Origin of the sequence: Shewanella carassii (genome assembly GCF_002777975.1) — a bacterium.
Classification (GTDB): domain Bacteria; phylum Pseudomonadota; class Gammaproteobacteria; order Enterobacterales; family Shewanellaceae; genus Shewanella; species Shewanella carassii.
Genome location: NZ_NGVS01000008.1, coordinates 1 through 23,637, shown reverse-complemented (window position 1 = coordinate 23,637; position 23,637 = coordinate 1). Strand labels below are relative to the sequence as shown.

Sequence of the window (23,637 nt, the reverse complement as noted above, 5' to 3'; positions counted from 1 at the left end):
CAATGAAAAAAACGGTATCTGACGATACCGTTTATCTAATTTCTTTCTGGTTTAGCGACGAGCTACCAGTTTGTCCAATATGCCATTGACAAACTTGTGGCTGTCCTCGGCGCCGAACGCCTTGGCCAACTCGATAGCCTCGTTGATCACCACTTTGTAAGGCGTATCCTTGCGGAAAGTCAGCTCGTAAGCCGCCAAACGCAAAATAGCCTTTTCTACGGGATCAACCTCTTCCATGGGACGTTGATCCAGATGGGGGGCAATTAACTCGTCCAGTTGAGCCTTTTTGGTTGTCGCTCCGGTGAACAGTTCACGGAAGTAGGCGACATCCACGCCGTCTATGTTTTGCTCGGTCAGAAACTCGTGCTCCACATCGGCAATATTGTTCCCGCTCAGTTGCCATGAATAGATGGCTTGAACCGCTAAACGGCGGGCTCTGCGGCGCTCTGAAGGCTTCATGCTTTTTCCTGTATTACAGCTGTTGCTCAAGTTGTTGCAGCACGTTCACCATTTCCAGCAGACCCAGGGCAGCTTCACCGCCTTTGTTGCCAGCTTTGGTGCCGGAACGCTCAATGGCCTGCTCGATAGTGTCTGTGGTCAATACCCCGAAAGATACCGGGATATCGAATTCCAGACCCACTTGAGCCAGGCCCTTGTTGCATTCACCTGCAACGAAATCAAAGTGTGGTGTACCACCACGGATCACTGCCCCCAGGGCGATGATACCGTCGAATTTGCCACTGGCGGCAACACGACGGGCGGCCAAAGGCAGCTCGAAAGCACCAGGTACGCGTACCACAGTGATGTTGTCGTCACTTAGCTGACCGAAGCGCTTAAGAGTGTCTACGGCACCCTCCAGCAGACTTTCAACCACAAAGCTGTTGAAACGGGATACAACGATCGCGACTTTGGCGTTTTTTGCTTCGATATTACCTTGAACTATGTTCATTATCTTACCTAACTTAGCTAAAGCACCCGGCCGGGGGCAAAAAGTGGCGCTATGATAGCACGCAATTTACCCCTCCGCCCTATGCAATTATTCGGAAATGGTTAATTAATTTGGTCGGCTCATTCGCCGGGAATGTACTCAGTGACTTCTAGGCCAAAACCACCCAAAGAGTGATAACGCTTGGGCGAGCTGAGTAGGCGCATTCTGTTGACGCCAAGCGTCGCCAGAATTTGTGAGCCTACGCCAACCCGTTGGGAGGTTCCCTGCCATTTGGCAGTTACCGGCACTTCACCCTTGTCTTCGGCCTCAAAAGCCTTGAGCTTGGCAATAATGCTCTCGTTCGGCTCCTGATTACCTAGCAGTAACAGCACACCACCATCGGTCGCGATTCGCGCCATGGCTTGCTCCAGCGGCCAGCTGCGCACTTCATCGCGCTCAGAAAACAGCAGGTCATTAATGGTGTTTTGCAGGTGCACCCGCACCAGGATATTGTCGACAATCTCGCCCTTAACCATGGCAAAGTGCAGTTGATTGTCTATGGTGTCGCGGAAGGTGTGCAGCTCAAACTCGCCGAAACGGGTAGGCAGCTTGCACTTGGCCTCACGTACCACTGTGGTTTCTGTGTTATTACGGTAGTTGATCAGATCGGCAATGGTGCCCATCTTAACGCCGTGCTCCTTGGCGAACACTTCCAGATCTGGACGGCGCGCCATGGTGCCATCCTCATTGAGGATCTCCACGATCACAGCCGAAGGTTCCAAACCGGCCAGACGCGCCAGATCGCAACCGGCTTCGGTATGACCGGCGCGCACCAATACTCCGCCATCCTGAGCCATCAGCGGAAAAATGTGTCCGGGCTGAACTATGTCGGAAGGCTTGGCATTTTTTGCCACCGCCGCCTGCACTGTCACCGCGCGGTCATGGGCACTAATGCCTGTGGTTACCCCTTCAGCGGCCTCGATAGAGACGGTGAAGTTGGTTGAGAATTGGGCGTTATTGTTGCTGACCATCAAGGGCAGATTCAACTGCTGGCAACGAGCCTTGCTCATCGTCTGACAAATGAGACCGCGACCATAGCGAGCCATGAAGTTGATCGCTTCCGGGGTGACTTTCTCCGCCGCCATAATGAGGTCGCCCTCATTTTCCCTGTCCTCATCGTCCATCAGGATAACCATTTTACCCTGACGAATATCCTCGATGATCTCTTCGATACTGTGTAGCGCCATTGTAAGACCTTTATTTATTACTCTGTGAAATCAATGAATTCTAACCTGTTAGCGCACGATAACCAGTGGGCTGGCGCACATCTAGCGCATGAAACCAGCCTTGGCGAGCATGGCCAGGGTCACGCCTTCGCTCGGCTGTCCTTCCTCTTTGTGCTGCATCAGACGTTCAAGATAGCGGGCTATCTGATCCACCTCCAGATTCACCTGAACTCCGGGACGCAGATCAAGCAAAGTGGTTTCGCTGGCGGTATGGGGCACTATGGTGAGACGGAAATTGCGGCCATCGACTTCGTTGACCGTGAGGCTAACGCCATCTATGGTAATGGACCCTTTATGGGCAATGTAACGGGCAAGCTCAGCAGGTGCCTCGAGCCAAAACTCCAGCGCCTTGCCCCTTGGGGTCACGCTGATGACCCGCGCCATACCATCCACATGGCCACTGACCAAGTGCCCACCCAAACGGGTGCTTGGCGTGACCGCCTTTTCCAGGTTGACTTTGGTGCCGACACTGTAGCGGTCAAAGCCGGTGAGGCTAACGGTTTCAGCCGAAATATCGGCCACATAACCATCCGCCAGGCGTTCAACCACGGTCAGACACACACCGTTGGTGGCAATGCTGTCACCCAATTGGACATCGCCAAGGTCCAGCTTGCCGCTGGCCACCGTCAGACGAATATCATCACCACGGCGCTCTAGGGCCCGTATTGTACCGACAGCTTCAATTATTCCGGTAAACATTCAATCACCTATCTTGAGAGTAAGCCGGGTATCATTGCCCAGCTTACGTTGGTCAGTTACCCGTATCGCCGGGGTATCGGCTATCTGTTGATAGTTTGGCAAGGCCAGCAGGTTTCGGCCAGCGGCGCCAAGCAGTTTCGGGGCTTGGTAGAGCAGCAGTTCATCGGCCAGTCCGGCACTAATAAAGGCGCCGCAAAGCGTTGCCCCGGCCTCGACCAACACCGCATTACAGCTCTGGCTCAGGTGTTGCAGCAGCGCCGCGATATCGACTCTGTTGTCTTCACCGGCCAACACCAAAGTGGTGACATAAGGCGGCAAAGCGGCTAGGAACTCATCCTCATAGGGGCGGCAGCTGACCAAGAGTACCGGGCTGACAATCTTCAATAACCTGGCATCGAGCGGCATACGGCAGTTGCTGTCGAGTATCACCCGCAGCGGTTGAATAAGCTCCTGCTCACTCAGGGTTTCACCCAGGCTGCCAAGCTCAGCGTGCCGGACATTCAAGGAAGGGTCATCGGCCAATACGGTTTCAATGCCGGTGAGCAGAGCGCAGCTACGGGCCCTGAGCCTTTGCACGTCGCGGCGCGCCTCGGGGCCGGTTATCCACTTGGACTCGCCGTTGGCCAACGCCGTCTTGCCATCGAGACTCGCCGCCAGCTTGAGGGTGACCCAGGGGCGATTTCGCTCCATTCGCGATAAAAAGCCCGGATTCAACGCTCTGGCCTGCTCAGCCAAGAGACCACTCTGCACCTGAACCCCGGCCTCCTGCAACATGCCGATACCTCGGCCGGCCACCTGAGGGTTGGGATCTGTCATAGCCACCACCACCCGCTTGAGGCCATGTTTAATTAAGGCTTCGGCACAGGGCGGCGTGCGACCATAATGACTGCAGGGTTCGAGGGTGACATAGGCGGTAGCGCCGCGGGCCTTATCAGCGGCCATTTTCAGAGCATGTACTTCGGCATGGGGCTCGCCGGCACGCTGATGCCAGCCTTCACCGACAATCTTGCCATCGGCATCTATGATGACGCAGCCGACATTGGGGTTGGGACGGGTTGTATAGCAGCCACGGCGAGCCAGCATTATGGCGCGGCTCATCATGGCGATATCAGTATTGGACCACATGGGGGTTTCCGTTACTTAACAGTTGGCTGTGACTGGCAGCCTATTTTTTCTCCAGCTTGGCAATCGCTTCACCAAACTCTGACACATCTTCAAAGGCACGATACACGGAGGCAAAGCGAATATAGGCCACCTTATCCAGCTCGATAAGATGATCCATCATCAGGTTGCCGATCATTTCCGAGGTCACTTCCCGCTCGCCTGTGGCTCTGAGGGTAGACTTGATCTTGCTGATCGCCTCTTCAATCTTATCCATGGAAACCGGACGTTTCTCGGCGGCGCGCAGCATACCGCCGCGCAGCTTGTCCTCATCGAACGGCTGCCTGCTGCCATCGCGCTTGATCACTCTGGGCATGACAAGCTCGGCACCTTCAAAGGTAGTAAAGCGTTCATGACACAGAGTACATTCCCGGCGACGGCGCACCTGATGACCGTCTGCCACCAGCCTGGAATCTATCACCTTGGTATCCGTCGCGCTGCAAAATGGACAATGCATTATGCCTCCTGGTGCTCAGTTGCCGGCAGCAGCTGCTGCGAAATGGCAGAAATAAAAATGGCCGCTGAATTCAGCGGCCATCGAAGTTTATCCTATTCCCTTGAAAAGGTTAACCGTAAACAGGGAAGCGAGCGCACAGTTCCAGCACCTGGCCCTTAACACGCTCGATAACGGCGTCATCGTGAGCATTGTCGAGCACATCACAGATCCAGCCGGTCAGTTCACGGGCTTCGGCTTCCTTGAAGCCGCGGCGAGTGATGGCCGGAGTACCAATACGCACCCCGGAGGTCACAAAGGGTGAGCGGGGGTCGTTAGGCACAGAGTTCTTGTTGACTGTGATATTGGCGCGGCCCAGAGCGGCGTCGGCTTCTTTACCGGTCAGCTCACGGCCAATCAGGTCCACCAGCATCAGATGGTTATCTGTACCGCCGGAAACTATCTTGTAACCGCGCTCAAGGAACACCTCAACCATGGCCTTGGCGTTGTTGACCACCTGCTGCTGATAGGTCTTGAATTCCGGCTCCAGTGCTTCTTTGAAGGCCACGGCTTTACCGGCGATAACGTGCATCAGAGGACCACCCTGACCGCCCGGGAATACCGCGGAGTTCAGCTTCTTGTACAGATCTTCATCGTCGGCAGCCGACAGAATCACACCGCCGCGGGGACCGGCCAGTGTCTTGTGAGTGGTCGACGTCACCACGTGGGCATGCGGCACAGGGTTAGGATAAACACCGGCAGCGATAAGACCAGCTACGTGTGCCATATCGACAAACAGGTAAGCGCCAATTTTGTCAGCGATTTCGCGCAGCTTGGCCCAGTCAACTATGCCTGAGTAGGCCGAGAAGCCGCCGATGATCATCTTGGGCTTGTGTTCCAGCGCCAACGTTTCGAGTTCGCTGTAATCAATCTTGCCAGACTCATCGATACCGTAAGGGATGATGTTGTACAGCTTGCCGGAAAAGTTAACCGGAGAGCCGTGGGTCAGGTGACCACCGTGAGCCAGGTTCATCCCCAGTACGGTATCGCCGGGTTGCAGCAACGCCATATAAACCGCGCTGTTGGCCTGTGAACCTGAGTGTGGCTGAACGTTGGCGTAAGTGGCGCCAAACAGCTGCTTGGCACGCTCAATTGCCAGAGTCTCCACCACATCGACATACTCACAACCACCGTAATAACGCTTGCCAGGATAACCTTCGGCATACTTGTTGGTCAGTTGTGAGCCCTGGGCTTCCATGACTCTGGGGCTGGTGTAGTTTTCGGAGGCGATCAGCTCAATGTGCTCTTCCTGACGACGAGTTTCATCCTCAATCGCCTTGAACAGCTCAGGATCATAGTCGGCAATGTTCATACTTTTCTTCAGCATCTGTCACTCCAGCTGGCAAATCTTATGGGTAGGGTTGCGCGGTATTCTACTCTGAGTGTGACAAATATCCCAGTCGCAGGATGATGAAAATCCTTGTGTCAGCAGATGACTATGTTTCATTTGCTGAACAATGGTGCCGCTATCCGGCCGCATCTGGCAGGAGCCCTGGCAAATTGGTAAACTGCCGCCAGTTTAGGAAAACTCAGTTCAGGACAACAGAGAAACAATATGGCTCAGTTTGTATACAGCATGCTGAGGGTCGGCAAAATAGTGCCGCCCAAAAAGCAGATCCTCAAAGATATTTCATTGAGTTTCTTCCCCGGCGCCAAAATTGGTGTCCTGGGTCTCAACGGCTCGGGTAAATCCACCCTGTTGAAAATCATGGCAGGTCTGGACACCGAAATTGAAGGTGAAGCCCGTCCCATGCCGGGACTCAAGATAGGTTACCTGCCCCAGGAGCCCCAACTTGATCCCAACAAGACAGTACGGGAAACCATAGAAGAAGCCGTCAGCGAAGCCAAAAACGCCCTCAAGCGTCTGGATGAAGTCTATGCGGCCTATGCCGAGCCGGATGCCGACTTCGACGCCCTGGCCAAGGAGCAAGGCGAGCTGGAAGCCATCATTCAGGCCCAGGATGCCCACAATCTGGACAACATTCTCGAGCGCGCCGCCAACGCCCTGCGTCTACCGGAATGGGACACCAAGGTAGAGGTGCTCTCCGGGGGTGAACGTCGCCGGGTGGCTATCTGTCGTCTGCTGCTGGAAAAACCGGAGATGCTGCTGCTGGACGAACCGACCAACCACCTGGATGCCGAATCCGTTGCTTGGCTGGAGCATTTCCTTCAGGAATACTCAGGCACTGTGGTCGCCATTACCCACGACCGTTACTTCCTCGACAATGCCGCCGGCTGGATCCTGGAACTGGACCGGGGTGAAGGTATCCCATGGCAGGGCAACTACTCCTCCTGGCTGGAGCAAAAAGATGCCCGTCTGAAGCAGGAAGCCGCCAGCGAAAGCGCCCGCCAAAAGACGATTGCCAAGGAATTGGAGTGGGTGCGTCAGGGTGCCAAGGGACGTCAGTCCAAGGGCAAGGCCCGTATGGCCCGCTTCGAAGAGCTGAACAGCTCAGATTATCAGCGCCGCAACGAGACCAATGAGCTGTTTATTCCGCCCGGTCCTCGCCTGGGTGACAAGGTGATTGAGGTGCGTAATCTCACCAAGAGCTATGGTGACCGGGTTCTGATAGACAACTTAAGCTTCAGCGTTCCCAAGGGCGCCATCGTCGGTATTATCGGTGCCAACGGTGCCGGTAAGTCGACCCTGTTCAGAATGATCAGTGGCGCCGAGCAACCGGACAGCGGTGAAATCGAGATAGGTGATACAGTCCAAATCGCCTCTGTGGAACAGTTCCGTGACTCGATGAACGACAAGAACACGGTTTGGGAAGAGATCTCCGGCGGCCAGGACATCATGCGGATCAATAATCTGGAGATCCCGAGCCGCGCCTATGTCGGTCGTTTCAACTTCCGTGGTGGCGATCAACAGAAGATCATCGGCTCACTTTCCGGCGGTGAACGTAACCGGGTGCATCTGGCCAAGCTGCTGCAAGCCGGCGGCAACGTGTTGCTGCTCGACGAACCGACCAACGATCTGGACGTGGAAACTCTGCGGGCACTGGAAGAAGCGCTGTTGGAATTCCCCGGCTGCGCCATGGTGATCTCGCACGACCGTTGGTTCCTCGACCGTATCTGTACTCACATCCTCGACTACCGTGACGAAGGTCAGGTTAACTTCTACGAAGGTAACTACACAGAATACTCGGCCTGGCTGAAAAACCAATTCGGTGCCGATGTGATTGAGCCGCACAGACTCAAGTACAAGCGAATGACCAAGTAGGGCCTCAAGGGCTATACCCACAGTCATACATAAAAAACGGAGGTAGCGGCCTCCGTTTTTTTTATTCCCTGAACATCACTTCATTCAAATAACATAGGCCAGAGACGGTTACGTGAATCGATTTTCCAGTCACATTTTTGTACTGGAATTTGCGCTTTTTTACACTCATTTACCAGCTTTATGCATAAGGCTAACGTAAAATAGGTGCCCTCAAGATCCGCAATGGATCTCTACCGGAATCAGATAAGACACCATGAAGAAAAGCTACATAGGACTCCTGGTCCTTGGCCTTTGTGTGGCCACCTATCTCCTATTGACTCCAACGGCAGAAAATACCGTCAAAAAACCCGGCTCAGGCATGGGGATGAAAAAAGCTTCCGTTCCCGTGATTACTGCCACAGTCACTGAGCAGTCCCTGGCGCAATCCCTGACTCTGATTGGCAAGCTGGAAGCTGAGCGCTCGGTCACCATAGCGCCTCAAGTCGCCGGCAAGATAGACGCTATCGCGGTGCGCTCCAATCAAGAGGTGAAGGCGGGTGATCTCTTGCTGGTTTTGGAAGAGTCCAAGGCCAAGGCGGCGGTGATGGAAGCCGAATCTTATCTGGCCGATGAGCGGCGTAAGTTGGGCGAATATGAAAAACTGATCGGCCGCAACGCCATTACCCAGACAGAAATTGATGCCCAACGCGCCAGCGTCAGTATCGCCGAAGCCAGGCTGGCCTCGGCCAGAGCCGAACTTTCCTACCACCATCTGCGGGCTCCCTTTTCCGGTACAGTGGGCTTGGTGGATTTCAGCAAGGGCAAGCTGGTGAGCCAGGGAACCGAACTCTTGAGTCTCGATGATCTGAGCTTGCTGCGGCTCGATCTGCAGGTACCCGAGTCTTATCTGTCGCAACTGAGTGTCGGCATGCAGGTTCAAGGCAGCAGCAGTGCCTGGAACGGCCAACTGTTTCAGGGCAAGGTGGTTGCCATAGATCCCAGAGTCAACCCGGATACCCTCAATGTCAGGGTGCGGGTAGAATTCAACAACCCAAACAAACGCTTGAGACCGGGCATGATGCTGTCGGCCACCCTGACCTTCCCACCACTGCACCAGGCGGTAGTGCCGGTGCAGGCGTTAGAGTATTCCGGCACCAAGCGCTATGTCTATCGCATAGATGAAAACAACATAGCCCACCGCACCGAAGTGCATCTGGGCGCCCGGGTCGAACATCTGGTGCTGATCACAGATGGCGTCAGCCTGGGGGATCGCATTGTGGTGCAGGGGCTGGTGAATATTCGTGATGGCGCCAGCGTCAAGCCCTTGACCGCCGAAGCAGTACAGCAGACCGGGGAGCTTCACTGATGTTGTTATCCGATGTCTCGGTCAAACGGCCGATCAGTGCCATAGTGCTGAGCCTGCTTTTGTGTGTCTTTGGTCTGGTGTCTTTCAGCAAGCTGTCGGTGCGGGAAATGCCGGATGTGGAGAGCCCGGTCGTCACAGTGATGACCACCTATGAAGGGGCCAGCGCCTCTATCATGGAGAGTCAGGTCACCAAAAACCTTGAGGATGAGCTGACAGGCATCAGCGGTATCGATGAAATCACCTCGGTGAGCCGCAACGGCATGTCGCGGATCACAGTGACCTTCAAATTGGGCTGGAACCTCACCGAAGGGGTGAGCGATGTCCGTGATGCCGTGGCCCGGGCGCAGCGCAGGCTGCCGGAAGAGGCCAACGATCCGATAGTCTCCAAAGACAACGGCTCGGGCGAGCCCTCCATCTATGTCAACTTGAGCTCCAGCGAGATGGATCGTACCCAGCTCACTGACTATTCCCGCCGGGTGCTGGAAGACAAGTTCAACCTGATCACAGGGGTCAGCTCGGTGGATATATCAGGTGGCCTCTACAAGGTGATGTATGTGCGCCTCAAGCCTGAGCAGATGGCCGGTCGCAATGTCACTGTGCAGGATATCCTTGCAGCCCTGAAGGCGGAGAATATGGAATCCCCCGGCGGCGAGCTGCGTAACGACACCACAGTGATGACGGTGCGCACCGCCCGCCTCTATCTGAGTCCTGAACAGTTCGACTATCTGCAGGTCAGCAGCGCAAACGGCTCGCCGGTTTATCTCAAGGATGTGGCCGAAGTGTTTGTCGGCGCCGAGAATGAGAACTCCACCTTCAAGAGCAACGGCATAGTCAACCTCAGCCTGGGGATAGTGCCGCAATCGGATGCCAACCCGCTGGATGTCGCCAAAGATGTCTACAAGCAGGTGGACGCACTGCAAAAGTTTCTGCCGGCCGGTACCCAGCTGTATGTGGACTACGACTCGACCGTGTTTATCGATCAGGCCATAGATGAGGTGTATTACACCCTCTATATCACGGCGGCGCTGGTACTGCTGGTGCTGTATATTTTTATCGGCCAGCTGCGGGCAACGCTTATTCCTGCTGTGACTGTGCCGGTCTCGCTAATCTCGGCCTTTATGGCCGCCTACTTCTTGGGCTTTTCCATCAACCTGCTGACCCTGATGGCACTGATCCTGGCCATAGGACTGGTGGTGGATGACGCCATTGTGGTGGTAGAAAATATCTTTCACCACATAGAGCGCGGGGAAGATCCGCTGCTGGCCGCCTACAAGGGCACCCGCGAGGTGGGCTTTGCCGTTATTGCCACCACGGCGGTATTGGTGATGGTATTTCTGCCCATCTCCTTTATGGAAGGCATGGTCGGCTTGCTGTTCACCGAGTTTTCCGTGCTGCTGGCGGTGTCTGTACTGTTCTCATCCCTGGTCGCGCTGACACTGACACCTGTGCTCAGCAGCCAGTTGCTCAAGGCCAATGTCAAACCCAACGCCTTCAACCGCGCCTTGAATCGCTTCTTTGCCGCGCTCGAGCTTAAGTATCGCGCCATGGTGGCCATTGCCATACGTCACAAGGTTGCGGCGCCCTTGGTGATCCTCGCCTGTATCGGCGGCAGTGCCTTGCTGGTAAACCATATCCCTGCACAGCTGGCACCGCAGGAAGACCGCGGGGTGATCTTCGCCTTTATCAAGGGCGCCGAAGGCACCAGCTATAACCGCATGACAGCCAACATGGACATAGTACAGGATAGGCTGATGCCGCTGCTGGGCCAGGGCGTGCTCAAGTCCTTCAGTGTGCAGGCGCCGGCCTTTGGTGGCCGCGCCGGTGATCAGACAGGTTTTGTGATCATGCAGCTCGAGGATTGGAAAGACAGGAATATCAACGCCGATCAGGCGCTGGTGATGATAGCCCAGGTATTGAAAGATATTCCCGATGTGATGGTGCGGCCCATGTTACCCGGCTTCCGTGGCCGCTCCAGTGAGCCAGTGCAGTTTGTGATCGGCGGATCCGACTATAAAGAGCTGTTCAAATGGGCACAGCTGCTGCAACAGGAGGCCAACAGCAGCGGCCTGATGCGCGGCGCCGATCTCGATTATGCCGAAACCACCCCTGAGCTTCTGGTCACGGTTGACAGACAAAGGGCGGCAGAGCTTGGTGTCAGTGTTGCCGATGTTTCGGAAACCCTGGAGGTGATGCTCGGCGGCCGCAAACAAACCACCTATGTGGACAGGGGTGAAGAGTATGATGTCTACGTGCGCGGGGATGAAAAACAGTTCAGCAGCATGAGCGACCTCAGCCAGATCTATATGCGGACCAGCAAGGGCGAGCTGGTTACCCTCGACAGCCTGGCGCATATCGAAGAAGTGGCCTCGCCGCAGCGACTGAGCCATACCAATAAGCAAAAATCCATCACCATCAAGGCTAACCTCATGGATGGCGCCACTCTGGGGGAAGCACTGGATTTCCTCGACGCCAAGGCGATTGAATCCCTGCCCGGTGATATCAGTATCAGCTATACAGGTGAGTCGAAAGACTTCAAGGAAAACCAGAGCAGCATGCTGCTGGTATTCGGTTTGGCCCTCTTGGTGGTTTATCTGGTGCTGGCGGCTCAGTTCGAAAGCTTTATCAACCCACTGGTGGTGATGTTGACCGTCCCCATGGGGGTATTCGGCGGCTTCCTTGGCCTGTGGCTGACACAACAAGGGCTCAACCTCTATAGCCAGATAGGGATGATCATGTTGATAGGCATGGTAACCAAGAACGGTATTCTGATAGTCGAATTTGCCAACCAACTGCGAGACAAGGGGCTGGCCTTCGAACAGGCGGTTATCGATGCCTCGGCGCGGCGTTTGCGGCCGATCCTGATGACCTCCTTCACCGCGATTGTCGGCGCGATCCCGCTGATCTTCTCCACCGGTGCCGGCTCTGAGAGCCGTATTGCCGTGGGTACTGTGGTGTTCTTCGGTATGGCGTTTGCGACCTTTGTCACCCTGTTGGTGATCCCGGCCATGTATCGACTCTTGTCCTATAACACCAAGTCGCCCGGCCATGTCAAAGACAGGCTCAATGCCGCTATCGCCCGGCAGCAGGCGCAGATAAACATAGGCTCAGGTTCAGATTAATCCTGTCTGGAACAATCGAAAGCCTCAATAAAACAAGGGATGCCATGCGGCATCCCTTGTCTGTTAAAAAATGCCCGACAGCACTCAGAGACTTTGATGTTCTACTCTGGAAGCGCTCAACAGGTTGTCATGCACGGGACAGCGATTGCAGACAGTATCGAGAAACTGCTGCTTCTGCTCTGCTGTCAAGTCGGCATCGATATCGGCATCCAGGGTAATTCGGCGAAACCCGACCGGATCCTCGCTGGGTTTCCCAAGCAAACCATCGGAATTCATCTCGCCACGTACCTTGATGTTCATGCCCCTGAGATCGATTTTCTGCTCTCTGGCCACCATTCTGGCGATAGCCGAAATACAGCCGCCCAGAGAAAACAGGAAAGTCTCAAGCGGATTGGCCCCTTCGTTACCGGCCGTCGGTTGGTCAATGACCAAGGTATGCTCACGCACCTGCGCTGTTACTTTCCAGCCTTTACCCATTTTGGTTTCGAGTTCAATGATCTTTTCTGCCATGGTACTACCTCATCCATTAGAAAAATTTTAATGAGATTAATCTAATGCTTGTTAAAATGCAAACCCGTATGGCGTAAATGTCGCCAAGCTCACAACTCAAAAACTTGTCTCACAGAGACTATCGAAAAGACTAAGACTCAGGTACTATTTTTGACCATTACAAACCGGGCGCCTCAATCAAAGGATGAGAATGAGATCTGGAATAATAGCTGTATTAATTTGTTTTCTTTGCATATTACCTACCGAGTCAACCAGGGCAACCCCCCAGAAAAAAGTCTTACTCGCCGCCGAAGACAGCTGGCCTCCCTTCGCCGACAGAACCGGGCGAGGCCTGTCTCATCAACTGATCGCCGCGGCTTTTTCCATTGAACATATTCAAGTAGAAAGCTTGGTAGTGCCCTACTCCAGAGCCTTAATGATGGCCCGAAAGGGAAAGGTACACGGAGTGTTCAATGTGACTCGTGAGCGCAGCACAGAAGCGGATTTTCTGTTTGGCGAAGAGCCTTTGTTTATCGCCAACGCCTCTTTTTACTACAACAAAAACCGGCCACTGAATGCCCAAAACAAATGGCAATTACCCAAGGGCAGCGTGGTTGGGATTATCAAGGGCTATGAATACGGTGATGAGTTTTCTGAGCTGGGCAAACAGTTGCAACTGGTACAGGTTGCCAGTCAGGAGCAACTGCTCAATCTCTTGCTGCTCAATCGTATCGATGCCGCCATCATGTTTGATAAGGTGGCCGAAGGCTTTATCCAACGTATGAGGGTTGAAGAGGATATTCTGCCAGCCTTTTCCAACCATCAGAGCCGAATATTCCTGGCATTTTCGCTGCAAAATGCCTCCTCTCCAAAGTTAGCCAAGGCACTGGATGAAGGACTGAGACAGATGAAACAAAGTGGTCAATATCAGCAGATCATCAGCAGCGGTCGCTTCTGAGCTGACCTTTACCGACGTGAGTGCTAAACTGCCTGGCGCGACTCAATCACAGGTATTTGCATGCAGCTCAGCTTCAGCCCATGGTTTCATTTTCAATTGCAGATCTACTACGAAGACACGGATTTTTCCGGCGTGGTGTATCACCCCAATTTTCTGAAGTACTTCGAGCGCGCCCGTGAACAGGTCATAGGGGCCAATGAACTCAAACGCCTGTGGCATTCGGATGGAATAGGTTTTGCGGTCTACCGCTCCGAGCTCACCTGTCAGGAAGGGGTCGAATTTGCCGATATCCTGGATGTCCGTACCCGCTTTGCCTTCGAAAGCAAATACCGCACAGTGTGGGAGCAGGAGATCTGGCGTGAAAATGCCGCCAGAGCGGCTGTCAGTGGCCGGGTAGAAATGGTGTGTATGAATAGTCAGCGCCAGCTTTGCCCCATGCCGGTAACCCTACTCGAACAGTTGGGGACACAGTTAACAGCATAGCGACGGCAGGCTTAGGCCTGTAGCCAATCGTTCAGCTCACCGTCTTGGTTTGCATGCTGTGCTTGGCGTACCAATATTCAAGCTCGGGCGCCGTCTTGGGTTTGGCGACAATATCCCCCTGCAGCTGATCGGCTCCCAGGGAGATCAGCATCTGTTTCAGTGCCATCGACTCGACCCCCTCAACAGTGACCTCAAACCCCAGCGACTTGGCCATCTGAATACTGGCGCGCATGATATGTTTGGCATTACTGTTGCTAAGCAGCTCTTCATTGAACGCCTTATCGATCTTAACTTCATCTACCGGCAGATTTTTCAAGTAGGCCAGCGACGAGTGCCCGGTACCAAAGTCATCTATCGCCAGGCGAATGTCCAGTTGCCGCAGCCGCTCCAGGATTTTTATCGCCTGCTCGAGATCGGCCATCAGGCTACTCTCGGTGATCTCTATCGCCAGTACCTCACCCGGTAACTGATAATGCTGCAATTGGCGTTCAATCTCCTGCAGCATGCAGCCGTTATTGAGATCCTGCGCCGAAAGGTTAAGTGCAATCCGCACCTTGAAGCCACCACTACGCCACTTGCACTGCTGTTGCATCACCTGCTCCAGTGCCCACTGACTCACTAAGCCTATCATGCCGGAATACTCAGCCAACGGAATAAACTCGGCCGGGGAAATAGCACCGAATTTGGGATGTTCCCAGCGAATAAGCGCTTCAACTTGGCGACAAAGGCCGCTGCTTACCTCTTCTTTGGCCTGATAAACCAGATACAACTGCCCGGTCTTCAATGCCTTGGGCAAGCTGTTGATGATCTCCAGCTCGCGCATTTGAATGCTGTCTTCACCCGTTTGATAACCGGCCAATAGGTCTCGGCTACTGCGGGCCTTTTTCAGCGCCAGATCCAGGCGGCGCAACATCAGGCTGAGATCCGCATGATGGGCATGCAAATCCAGATAGCCCATCTGAATGCGGATACTCACCGGCGTACCATCAATATCAAAAGGCACCTGTAACCGTCCCCGCAGCCGATGCAGATCCTCCTCTGTCTGATGCTGCTCATAGTACAGCAGAAACTCATCTTCATTCATCCGCGCCAGCAATCTGGGCGCGTGTTGCAGCCCCTGCAAACGCTCAGCAATCAACTTAAGCAGCTGATCGCCAAAGGCAAAGCCGAACAGGTCATTAACGTAACGGAAACGGTAGATATCCAGCAGCACCATGGTGCCCTGTTGCAACGGCATCAAGGCGGTCACGCTGCGCTTGAGCCCTACCCTATTGGCAAGGCCGGTGAGTTTATCTTTCCCCACAGGTGGCGGAAGGGCCAGCAGCAACTTCTCCAGACTATTGACCAGCTCATAGAAGGCGACCGGCACCCAAGGGAGTTCAAGTGGTGCGCGCACTTTTATCTGATTGTCGAGTTGTTTGCCGAGCTGTTTGATAAAACGCCGCTCTTTTTGACGTTGGCGGCGCCACAAAAGGAGAATAAACACTGTGATTAACGCGATAGAAAGCAACCATGGGCCTATCATCAAAGCGATATTCTCCCGTTAAAGATCAAGCAGGGTTAATGCAATACTCATTCATAGCTTTGCTTGATTGAGTGATACTTGTCCAGAAACTCATCACTGCCAAGCAGTTCGGCACTGACGGGTAAGCCCCTGTCGACAAAGACTTCCAGGCGCTGCTCAAGCTCGGCGCCGGCTCGTAACTCACCGGTATAGAAGGCCGCCGAACGAATGAAGTCCAGGTAAGTCACATGATCCGGCAGATAGGGCAGATCGGCCCAGCGTTCGACCACTTCCATCACATCCGGGGCAAAGTCCCAGCTCTTGAGTACCGCCCGCCCTATGGGCCCTTGCATCTTGCGCACCAAGGCTCTTAGCTGATCTATGCTGCCAAAGAGCTCGGGATGAGCCTCGGCCTCGGTCAGTACCGGCAAGGCACCGATATTATGTACCAGGCCCGCCAGGGTCAAAGTATCATAATTCAGGCCGCTGCCCGGATGGGTCTTGTTATAGATAAGCAACATGGCGCCAGCCGCAGCGGTAACATCGATGGAAGTGCGCCACACTTCGTCCATCACTTCCCACACCATCTCGTTGGTAGAGATAAACAACTGCTCCATGGCGATGGAGGTAGCAATAGATTTTATCTGCGCCAAGCCTATACGGGTCACCGCGCTGTTGATGTTTTCCGCCGGGATCCCCCGGCTGTAGAAAGCACTGTTGGCTACCTTGATCATACGCGCCGATATAGCCGCATCCTGACCTATGATATCGGCAACTTCCCTCAGGCTTGAGTCGGGACGACTGACCACCTCCTGCACCCGCATGGCGACTTCCGGCAAAGTGGGCAGCACCAGGGTATCGTTCTTGAGTTTCCGCAACAAACCAACCAAGAGTTGATGTTCGGTAGACATGCACTCTCCAATGTAAAAAAACTGTTCAGATACTGTGACTCAGTATATCAGCAACCCCGGCGGCCGTAAGCGTAAAAAAACGTCAAGCGATGTTAACTGCCACTAAAATTCAACCAAGTAACAGCTTGTCGGAATTAAAGCCCTCTAAATGGCTCGCCAAGTTGAACCATTAAGGCCATTTTAAATGGCCAAAGTTTGTTGATTGGCAACCTGGGGCGGGGATATTTGATAGCCTGGCCCTAATTGAGTAAAATGCCGCCCCTGCTGCCAAGTCGTGCAACCGCCGGACTGCCGTTAATTGAGAGTAAATTATGTTTAAACCAGAGCTTCTGTCTCCCGCCGGGACCCTGAAAAATATGCGCTATGCCTTTGCCTATGGTGCAGACGCCGTATATGCGGGCCAACCCAGATACAGCTTAAGGGTTCGCAACAACGACTTTAAGATGGAAAATCTGGCTACGGGGATTCAGGAAGCCCATGCTCTGGGCAAGAAACTCTATGTGGTCAGCAATATCGCTCCCCATAATGCCAAGCTCAAGACCTATATCAAGGACATGGAGCCTGTGGTCGCCATGCAGCCGGATGCCCTCATCATGTCAGATCCCGGTCTCATCATGATGGTTCGTGAAGCCTTTCCCGAGCAGGTCGTGCACCTGTCGGTACAGGCCAACGCCATCAACTGGGCCTCGGTCAAATTCTGGCAGTCCCAGGGGATCAAGCGTGTGATCCTCTCCCGCGAGCTGTCACTGGATGAAATCGAAGAGATCCGCCAACGTTGCCCGGACATAGAGCTGGAAGTGTTTGTTCACGGCGCACTGTGTATGGCCTATTCCGGCCGTTGCCTGTTGTCCGGCTATATCAATAAGCGCGATCCCAACCAAGGCACCTGCACCAATGCTTGCCGCTGGAAGTATGATGCCCACGAGGCCAAGGAAAATGAAACCGGCGACATAGTCGCAGTCAATCCGGTGCATATAGAGCAGCCGACTTTGGGCCAGGGCCCAAGCAGCGATCAGATTTTCCTGCTACAGGAAGCCAACCGTCCCGGCGAATATATGCCGGCCTTCGAAGACGAACACGGCACCTACATAATGAACTCCAAAGATCTGCGCGCCATTCAGCACGTAGAGCGCCTGAGCCGTATCGGCGTGGATTCATTGAAGATTGAAGGCCGCACCAAGTCCTTCTACTACGTGGCGCGCACGGCGCAGCTTTACCGTCAGGCCATAGACGATGCCGCTGCCGGAAAAGACTTCGACCGCAGCCTGATGAACCGCCTGGAAGGCTTGGCTCACAGAGGCTACACCGAAGGCTTCTTGCGCCGTCATGTTCACGATGAGTACCAGAACTATGAATACGGCCACTCTATCAGTGACAACCAGCAGTTTGTCGGTGAGTTTACCGGTAAGCGTAACGCCGAAGGCCTGGCCGAAATCGAAGTGAAGAACAAGTTTTTGCTGGGTGACAGCCTGGAGATGATGACGCCACAAGGCAACATCAACCTGACATTGGAAAGCCTGCAAAACCGTAAGGGCGAAGCCATTGAGGCAGGTTTAGGTTCGGGCCATACCGTCTACATGCCGGTACCGGCCGATTTGGAACTGGACTCAGCCATCTTGCTGCGTAACTTGCCGGAAGGTATGGACACCCGCAATCCCCATGCTGAAACCAAGGCGGCCACCCAAACCGCAAGCAAATGAGTCCGGCTTGATTGCCAAGGAACAAAGGCTGCCTTAGGCAGCCTTTCTTTTGCTCTGTTTGACCACAACCTAGCCCTACTCAATATCCGGCAATCTTGCATGTCGTTGGCATGGGTTCTGCGTTAATGCTGCGCCAAAGACAGGCCATCTTTTACAGGCGAAGACAATCGAACCCAATGACGAGCAAGATAACGCCCTAAACTCTCTATGCTCCCGTTTCACAGTGCCTATCGAGCCTTGTCTTGGCGCTATCGTGTCTGAAATTAAGCCTCTCAACCCAAAAAAGAGGCGACCAATTAGGCCGCCTCTGTGAGTTATTTTGCCAGCAAGAAAGTTCAGTCTTCCGCCTTGGGCTCGCGATAGGCTTCGCCCTTTTCAAGCCACTCGGGGGCCTTGGCACCCTTGAGGTAATGATCGAACCAGTCTTTCATCCGCACACTGTAATCCAGCTTGTTGGGATACTTCTTCAAATGGTGCGGCTCGTCCTGATACTGCAGCAAGACCACATCTTTTCCGGCGCGGCGCATTGCCAGGTACAGTTCAACCCCTTGCTCCCAAGGCACGGCATCGTCTTTGTCACCGAACATAATCATCATCGGCGTTTGAATGCGGTCGACATAAAACACAGGGGAGTTTTCTATGTATTTCTGCGGCGCGCGCATCAGACTTTCACCGATACGGCTCTGGCCGGTTTCATACTGGAACTGACGGGCAAGGCCGGTGCCGTGACGTATGCCGCTGTAGGCACTGGTCATATTGCTTACCGGCGCGCCGCTGACTGCGGCCTTGAAGATATTGGTCTGGGTCACGGCAAAGGCTGTCTGGTAACCGCCCCAGGAGTGGCCCTGAATACCCACGGCATCCGGATCGGCAATCCCCATGTCGATAAGCTTCTGCACTCCGGCGGTCAAGGCCTTAACAGAACTGATACCGGGATAGCCGACTTCAAAGCGAATATCCGGCAGGAAGATGACGTAATCATCGGCGGCATACCAGGCAAAATTGGGCCTGTGATTGATTTTCATGTCCGGGAAGGCGTGCAGGCGATCGCTCATAAAGCGGTAGAAATACACCAACACAGGATACCGCTTGCCACTTTGATAGTTGGCAGGCTTGATTAGCACGCCGTCCATTTCACGGCCATCACCGTCGCGCCAGTGCACCAGCTCTGACTTGCCCCAGGGCAGTTTGCGGCGCTGGGCATCAAAGTCAGTTTGTTTGACCGCCTTGGCCGGTTCAAGCAAAGCCGAGCTGTAGAGATCCGGATAGCTGTCATAACGCTCCTGACTGAACAGCAAGGTATCACCCTTGTCGGCCCTAGCCAGCACAGACAGCTTGTTGTCGTTGGCAAGCAGCGGCGTCAGCTGAGCCCGGCCGATAACCGCACGGTAAAAACCGTCAGCCTTGGTCTTGTGGCTATAGCCCTGCAGCAGCACAGCCTGGTTGCGCGCCACAGTGGCCGGATAAGCCTTGTCTGGCTGGGCCAGTGCTTCGATACGCAGACTTAACTGCTGCTTACGGCCCTCGCCACCTGTCAGCATAAAGCCGTCGTGGGAGCGGGTATCAAATTGCCAGATATCGTATTTGTCGTACACCAGTAGGCCTGAGTCATCCTCGAGCCAAGGGCCGAAGCCATAGCCGGGCGCCGCAGAGGGATAATCATGATCTTCGTCGGCGAAGCTGACCTTGAGCTTGCTGCTGAGGTTATGTTTGCGACCGCTGGCCACATCATAGAGATAGATGCCGCCCTGCTGATAAAAGGCCAGGTATTTACCGGCCGGTGACAAGGTTGGCGCACTGCCGCTTGGCTGTTGGGTCAATACCCGGGTCTTGTGGCCGGTATTGATATCCACCAGGTAAAAATCCCGGTAGAAACCAGCCCAGGTGATCATCTTGCGATAGGGAATATCCGAACTCCCCAGCAGCACCCGCTTGTGTTCGCTCAGCTCAATGTCCGGCACCTTGCGGTCGGCCAGTTGCACCAGGTTACGCGAGCCAAGATGCAGCACAGCCAGATAAGTGCGGCTCTGCTCTTTTTCATACTGTTTGACTTCATTGGGCTTGATCAGCGGATCATCCCCGTGCCAGAGGCTCAGATCCCGCTGGGCACTGACCAGCGCGGTGTCGTACAGGTCGCTGCTCTGCTCCACCTTGGGAATTTGCAGCTGCTTGCTTATCTCGGGCACCCGGCCAAAGAACAGCCGCTCACCGTCGGCCGAAAAGCTCAGCTTGGCATGACGATTAATGAGCCAACCCTTGCTGTCGCCCTTGCTCGGCAGAATCTGGCTCAGTTTACCCGACTCTCTGTCGTAGAGAGACAAGGCATAGGGGCGCTCATTCGCATCCAGCGCCGCATCACCTCGGGTATAGGCAAGATAGCGGCCATCACGGCTCAGAGCCAGGGCGCCAAACTGCTTATCGGCTTGACTGCTGACCGATTTGAGTTCAAAGCTGCGGGTATCGAGCACAGAGATGCTGTGGCTATTACTGGCACTGTCGTTTTGCGCCAGTGCCAGCACGCTGCCGTTATAAGCCAGTTGCCAGGCGGTCACATGCTCGAAACGCTGTGACTTACCGCTTGCCAGCGACAACAGCTCGAAACTGCTACCGGCATCCAGTTTCGGCGTTTTGGCTACTGGAGCCTCAGAGGCGGATGCTTGAGTGGCTGCTTGGGCTGAGGCCTCTTTGGCATCAATGCCGTTTGCCTCTGAGCTCTCTTTACTTTTTTCATCGGCTTCATACCAGATAGCCAGTAAAGTACCATCTTCGCTGAAGGCATAAGACTTGACCCGCTCAAAGCGGCGCTGCTCACCTGTGGTGTTATCCTGCAGCAACAAACCATTTTTCAGCTTCTTGCGCGCCTTGGGAGCAAGCTTTTCCGATTCGAGCAGCGAAGGCGCCAGAGTAAAGGCGGTGTAACGGCCATCGGCTGACAGCTGCGGCTTGGAGCCGCCGGCAACATCATAAGCCTTGGTATTGACCAGTGACTTGACCACACCCCGGCTGTCGCCGCGATCCGGCGCGACACTGTAGGCCAGCACCTTGCCTTGTGGGTCGAGAACCTGATCGGTAATCGACTCAAACTGCATTATATCCTTGAGGGTCAGTGAGGGGCTGCTCTGGGCACTGACAGCGGTCGCGAAACCGGCTGACAGCAACAGCAGCGAGGCTAAGGGCGTTAACTTCAAGATCGTCCTCTTTTTCATTGTTGTTAGACTAAAGTAGACTTTATTATTTTATTGGCGTTCCATCATGGTCAGGCACCCGCTTTTTAGCAAGCTAACCCACACAAAAAAGCGTGATATTGCTCACTATTCCCTGTGAAAACGCGTTGAAAGTGTATAGAATAGCGGCGTTCTAAAGTACAAGATCCTCAGTCGAAAACCGTGTCGATGACATGGTCTGATAAATAGCAGTAACGACCAACCGTGGAAGGACCTCTCCATGTCAAAAAGAACTATTACCGTGATCCCTGGTGATGGGATCGGCCCCAGTATTATCGACTCAGCCCTTAAAATTCTCGATAAGGCGGGGTGCGACTTTGAATATGAATTTGCCGATGCCGGTCTGACTGCTCTGGAAAAACACGGTGAGCTCCTGCCTCAGCGCACGCTGGATCTCATCGAGAAGAACCGTATCACTCTCAAAGGCCCACTGACAACCCCTGTTGGCGAAGGCTTCACCTCTATCAACGTGACCCTGCGTAAGAAGTTCAGCCTGTACGCCAACGTGCGGCCTGTGCTTTCCTTCAAGGGCACCCAAGCCAGATATGAGAACATAGACATCATTACAGTGCGTGAAAACACTGAAGGTATGTACTCAGGCCTGGGACAAAAGCTGTCTGAAGACGGTGCCATTGCCGAAGCCACCAGTATCATTACCCGTCAGGGTGCCGAGCAGATTGCTACCTTCGCCTATGAACTGGCTCGCAAGGAAGGTCGCAAGAAGGTGACCATAGTCCACAAGGCCAACATCATGAAGTCAACTTCAGGCCTGTTCCTGAAAGTGGCCCGTGAAGTCAGCCAGCGTTATCCGGATATCACTACCGAAGAGATGATTGTTGACGCCACCTGTATGAAGCTGGTGATGAACCCGGAAAACTTCGACGTGATAGTCACCACCAACCTGTTCGGTGACATTCTGTCTGATCTCTGCGCCGGTCTGGTGGGTGGTCTGGGCATGGCCCCGGGCGCCAACATCGGCCGCAACGCCGCTATCTTTGAAGCGGTTCACGGCAGTGCCCCGGATATTGCCGGCAAAAACCTGGCGAACCCAACTTCAGTGATCCTGGCATCTATCCAAATGCTGGAATACTTGGGTATGTCAGATAAAGCCGCCGCCATTCGCGCTGCAGTTTCTGCGGTTATCGAAGAAGGCGACCGCACTACCCGCGATCTCGGTGGTACCCATGGCACCACAGATTTCACCCAAGCGGTGCTGGATAGACTCTGATCTAATATCAACTCAGTAAGTTGCTAAAAAGGATGACCCAAGGTCATCCTTTTTTATACCTGTGTTGGCAGGCAATGGGAAACATCCGCCGCCGGAGGCCCAATTAGCGACTTTTAGCTGGAAGCTATGTTAGCCGCTGTGCCAGCGGGTTAAAGTCGTGGAGCAAATGCATCCATGCACAACGGCCAGTTCGCCATCCCTGGCTCTCGCTCGTAAGCTCGTCGCTAGACGACACTCGCCGCCCCACACCCGACCAAGAGGGGATCAACAGCAACCCCCTCTTGGATCTCCCTTGCCGCCCCACACGGTGTCGAAAGCCCCTCGGCCTAATGGCGCAAATAACTACCGCTTCAGACGCTCAGAGTCACATCCATGTGACTCTTATCCAGCTCAACATCCTGTTTCGCGCTCGTTAGCTCGTCGCTAAGCGACACTCGCCCCTGATTCGACTGGCGCTGCTTCGGCATCCATGCCTCGCTACGCGATTGTCATCAACGCCCTGCGGCCGCTTCGAGCGGGAGTTGGTGTAATTCTGTAAAAAATGGAGTAGCTTGAAACATCTGAAATGTCTGCAGACATACACCTCATTTCCAGGCACAGGCGGAACTGTGACCGTCGAAAACAGGGACGTTTTCGTCGAGCGCCCATGGATGGGTTTATAACGAGTCACAGGATCGCCTGTGCGAAAGGCGCACCGCAGGTGATTAGCTACACCGTGGCCGGAAGCTCGACTTAGGAACTTTTAGCTGGAAGCTATGATAGCCGCTGTGCCAGCGGCTTAAAGTCGTGTCGCTTTGGGTTTCAAACCCAGTCAATTCTGTTGTAAAAACAACCCAAATCAGGGTTTTGTTGCCTTTGTCAAAACTTGACCTTTGGCTAATTGTTT

Annotated in this window: 19 protein-coding genes; 7 read left to right on the top strand and 12 right to left on the bottom strand. The window is 54.2% G+C overall.

The window, feature by feature from the left end:
• Positions 1-51: 51 nt before the first annotated feature.
• From nusB to glyA, 7 genes are all read right to left on the bottom strand, one after another.
• Complete coding sequence (nusB, locus tag CBE72_RS06490) at positions 52-459, bottom strand: transcription antitermination factor NusB (RefSeq protein ID WP_039034259.1); 408 nt, start codon at positions 457-459, stop codon at positions 52-54.
• 13 nt (positions 460-472) lie between these two features.
• Positions 473-949, bottom strand: coding sequence for a 6,7-dimethyl-8-ribityllumazine synthase (gene ribH, locus CBE72_RS06485; protein WP_093983597.1), 477 nt, complete (start codon positions 947-949; stop codon positions 473-475).
• A gap of 119 nt (positions 950-1,068) precedes the next feature.
• Entirely contained in the window at positions 1,069-2,175 is a 1,107-nt protein-coding gene (ribBA, locus tag CBE72_RS06480) for a bifunctional 3,4-dihydroxy-2-butanone-4-phosphate synthase/GTP cyclohydrolase II (RefSeq protein WP_100142837.1), read from the bottom strand.
• 81 nt (positions 2,176-2,256) lie between these two features.
• Positions 2,257-2,913: a riboflavin synthase gene (locus CBE72_RS06475; protein ID WP_100142836.1), complete on the bottom strand. Its 657-nt coding sequence runs from the start codon at positions 2,911-2,913 to the stop codon at positions 2,257-2,259.
• Positions 2,914-4,038 (bottom strand): bifunctional diaminohydroxyphosphoribosylaminopyrimidine deaminase/5-amino-6-(5-phosphoribosylamino)uracil reductase RibD, encoded by a 1,125-nt coding sequence (gene ribD / locus CBE72_RS06470; RefSeq protein WP_100142835.1) that lies wholly within the window; start codon positions 4,036-4,038, stop codon positions 2,914-2,916.
• Between the two features lie 40 nt (positions 4,039-4,078).
• Positions 4,079-4,531, bottom strand: coding sequence for a transcriptional regulator NrdR (nrdR, locus tag CBE72_RS06465; RefSeq protein WP_025009434.1), 453 nt, complete (start codon positions 4,529-4,531; stop codon positions 4,079-4,081).
• Between the two features lie 109 nt (positions 4,532-4,640).
• Positions 4,641-5,894 (bottom strand): serine hydroxymethyltransferase, encoded by a 1,254-nt coding sequence (gene glyA / locus CBE72_RS06460; RefSeq protein WP_100142834.1) that lies wholly within the window; start codon positions 5,892-5,894, stop codon positions 4,641-4,643.
• Positions 5,895-6,122: 228 nt separating this feature from the next.
• Between glyA and ettA the strand changes: the two genes are divergently transcribed.
• From ettA to CBE72_RS06445, 3 genes are all read left to right on the top strand, one after another.
• Entirely contained in the window at positions 6,123-7,790 is a 1,668-nt protein-coding gene (gene ettA, locus CBE72_RS06455) for an energy-dependent translational throttle protein EttA (RefSeq protein ID WP_100142833.1), read from the top strand.
• Between the two features lie 253 nt (positions 7,791-8,043).
• Complete coding sequence (locus CBE72_RS06450) at positions 8,044-9,135, top strand: efflux RND transporter periplasmic adaptor subunit (protein ID WP_100142832.1); 1,092 nt, start codon at positions 8,044-8,046, stop codon at positions 9,133-9,135.
• Positions 9,135-12,254, top strand: coding sequence for a multidrug efflux RND transporter permease subunit (locus CBE72_RS06445; protein WP_100142831.1), 3,120 nt, complete (start codon positions 9,135-9,137; stop codon positions 12,252-12,254). Before CBE72_RS06450 ends, CBE72_RS06445 begins: the two co-directional genes overlap by 1 nt.
• 84 nt (positions 12,255-12,338) lie before the next feature.
• Here the strand turns inward: CBE72_RS06445 and CBE72_RS06440 are convergent, their stop codons facing one another.
• Entirely contained in the window at positions 12,339-12,764 is a 426-nt protein-coding gene (locus CBE72_RS06440) for an OsmC family protein (RefSeq protein WP_100142830.1), read from the bottom strand.
• Between the two features lie 190 nt (positions 12,765-12,954).
• Here CBE72_RS06440 and CBE72_RS06435 point away from each other — a divergent pair, with 190 nt between their 5' ends.
• Both CBE72_RS06435 and CBE72_RS06430 read left to right on the top strand, forming a co-directional pair.
• Positions 12,955-13,701, top strand: a complete 747-nt coding sequence (locus tag CBE72_RS06435; protein ID WP_229671899.1) for a substrate-binding periplasmic protein — start codon at positions 12,955-12,957, stop codon at positions 13,699-13,701.
• A gap of 60 nt (positions 13,702-13,761) precedes the next feature.
• Positions 13,762-14,184, top strand: a complete 423-nt coding sequence (locus CBE72_RS06430; protein WP_100142828.1) for a thioesterase family protein — start codon at positions 13,762-13,764, stop codon at positions 14,182-14,184.
• A gap of 31 nt (positions 14,185-14,215) precedes the next feature.
• Here the strand turns inward: CBE72_RS06430 and CBE72_RS06425 are convergent, their stop codons facing one another.
• On the bottom strand, positions 14,216-15,709 hold the full coding sequence (locus CBE72_RS06425; protein ID WP_100142827.1) for a putative bifunctional diguanylate cyclase/phosphodiesterase: 1,494 nt from the start codon (positions 15,707-15,709) through the stop codon (positions 14,216-14,218).
• A 47-nt stretch (positions 15,710-15,756) separates the two neighbouring features.
• Complete coding sequence (locus CBE72_RS06420; protein ID WP_100142826.1) at positions 15,757-16,599, bottom strand: HDOD domain-containing protein; 843 nt, start codon at positions 16,597-16,599, stop codon at positions 15,757-15,759.
• Between the two features lie 311 nt (positions 16,600-16,910).
• Here CBE72_RS06420 and trhP point away from each other — a divergent pair, with 311 nt between their 5' ends.
• Positions 16,911-18,299 (top strand): prephenate-dependent tRNA uridine(34) hydroxylase TrhP, encoded by a 1,389-nt coding sequence (trhP, locus tag CBE72_RS06415; protein ID WP_100142825.1) that lies wholly within the window; start codon positions 16,911-16,913, stop codon positions 18,297-18,299.
• A gap of 335 nt (positions 18,300-18,634) precedes the next feature.
• Here the strand turns inward: trhP and CBE72_RS06410 are convergent, their stop codons facing one another.
• On the bottom strand, positions 18,635-21,487 hold the full coding sequence (locus CBE72_RS06410; RefSeq protein ID WP_100142824.1) for a prolyl oligopeptidase family serine peptidase: 2,853 nt from the start codon (positions 21,485-21,487) through the stop codon (positions 18,635-18,637).
• A 256-nt stretch (positions 21,488-21,743) separates the two neighbouring features.
• Here CBE72_RS06410 and CBE72_RS06405 point away from each other — a divergent pair, with 256 nt between their 5' ends.
• A complete protein-coding gene (locus tag CBE72_RS06405) occupies positions 21,744-22,751 on the top strand; it encodes an isocitrate dehydrogenase (protein ID WP_100142823.1) in 1,008 nt (335 codons plus the stop codon).
• A 704-nt stretch (positions 22,752-23,455) separates the two neighbouring features.
• Here the strand turns inward: CBE72_RS06405 and CBE72_RS20300 are convergent.
• A partial coding sequence (locus CBE72_RS20300; protein WP_206191789.1) for a hypothetical protein occupies positions 23,456-23,637 on the bottom strand: 182 nt, incomplete at its 5' end.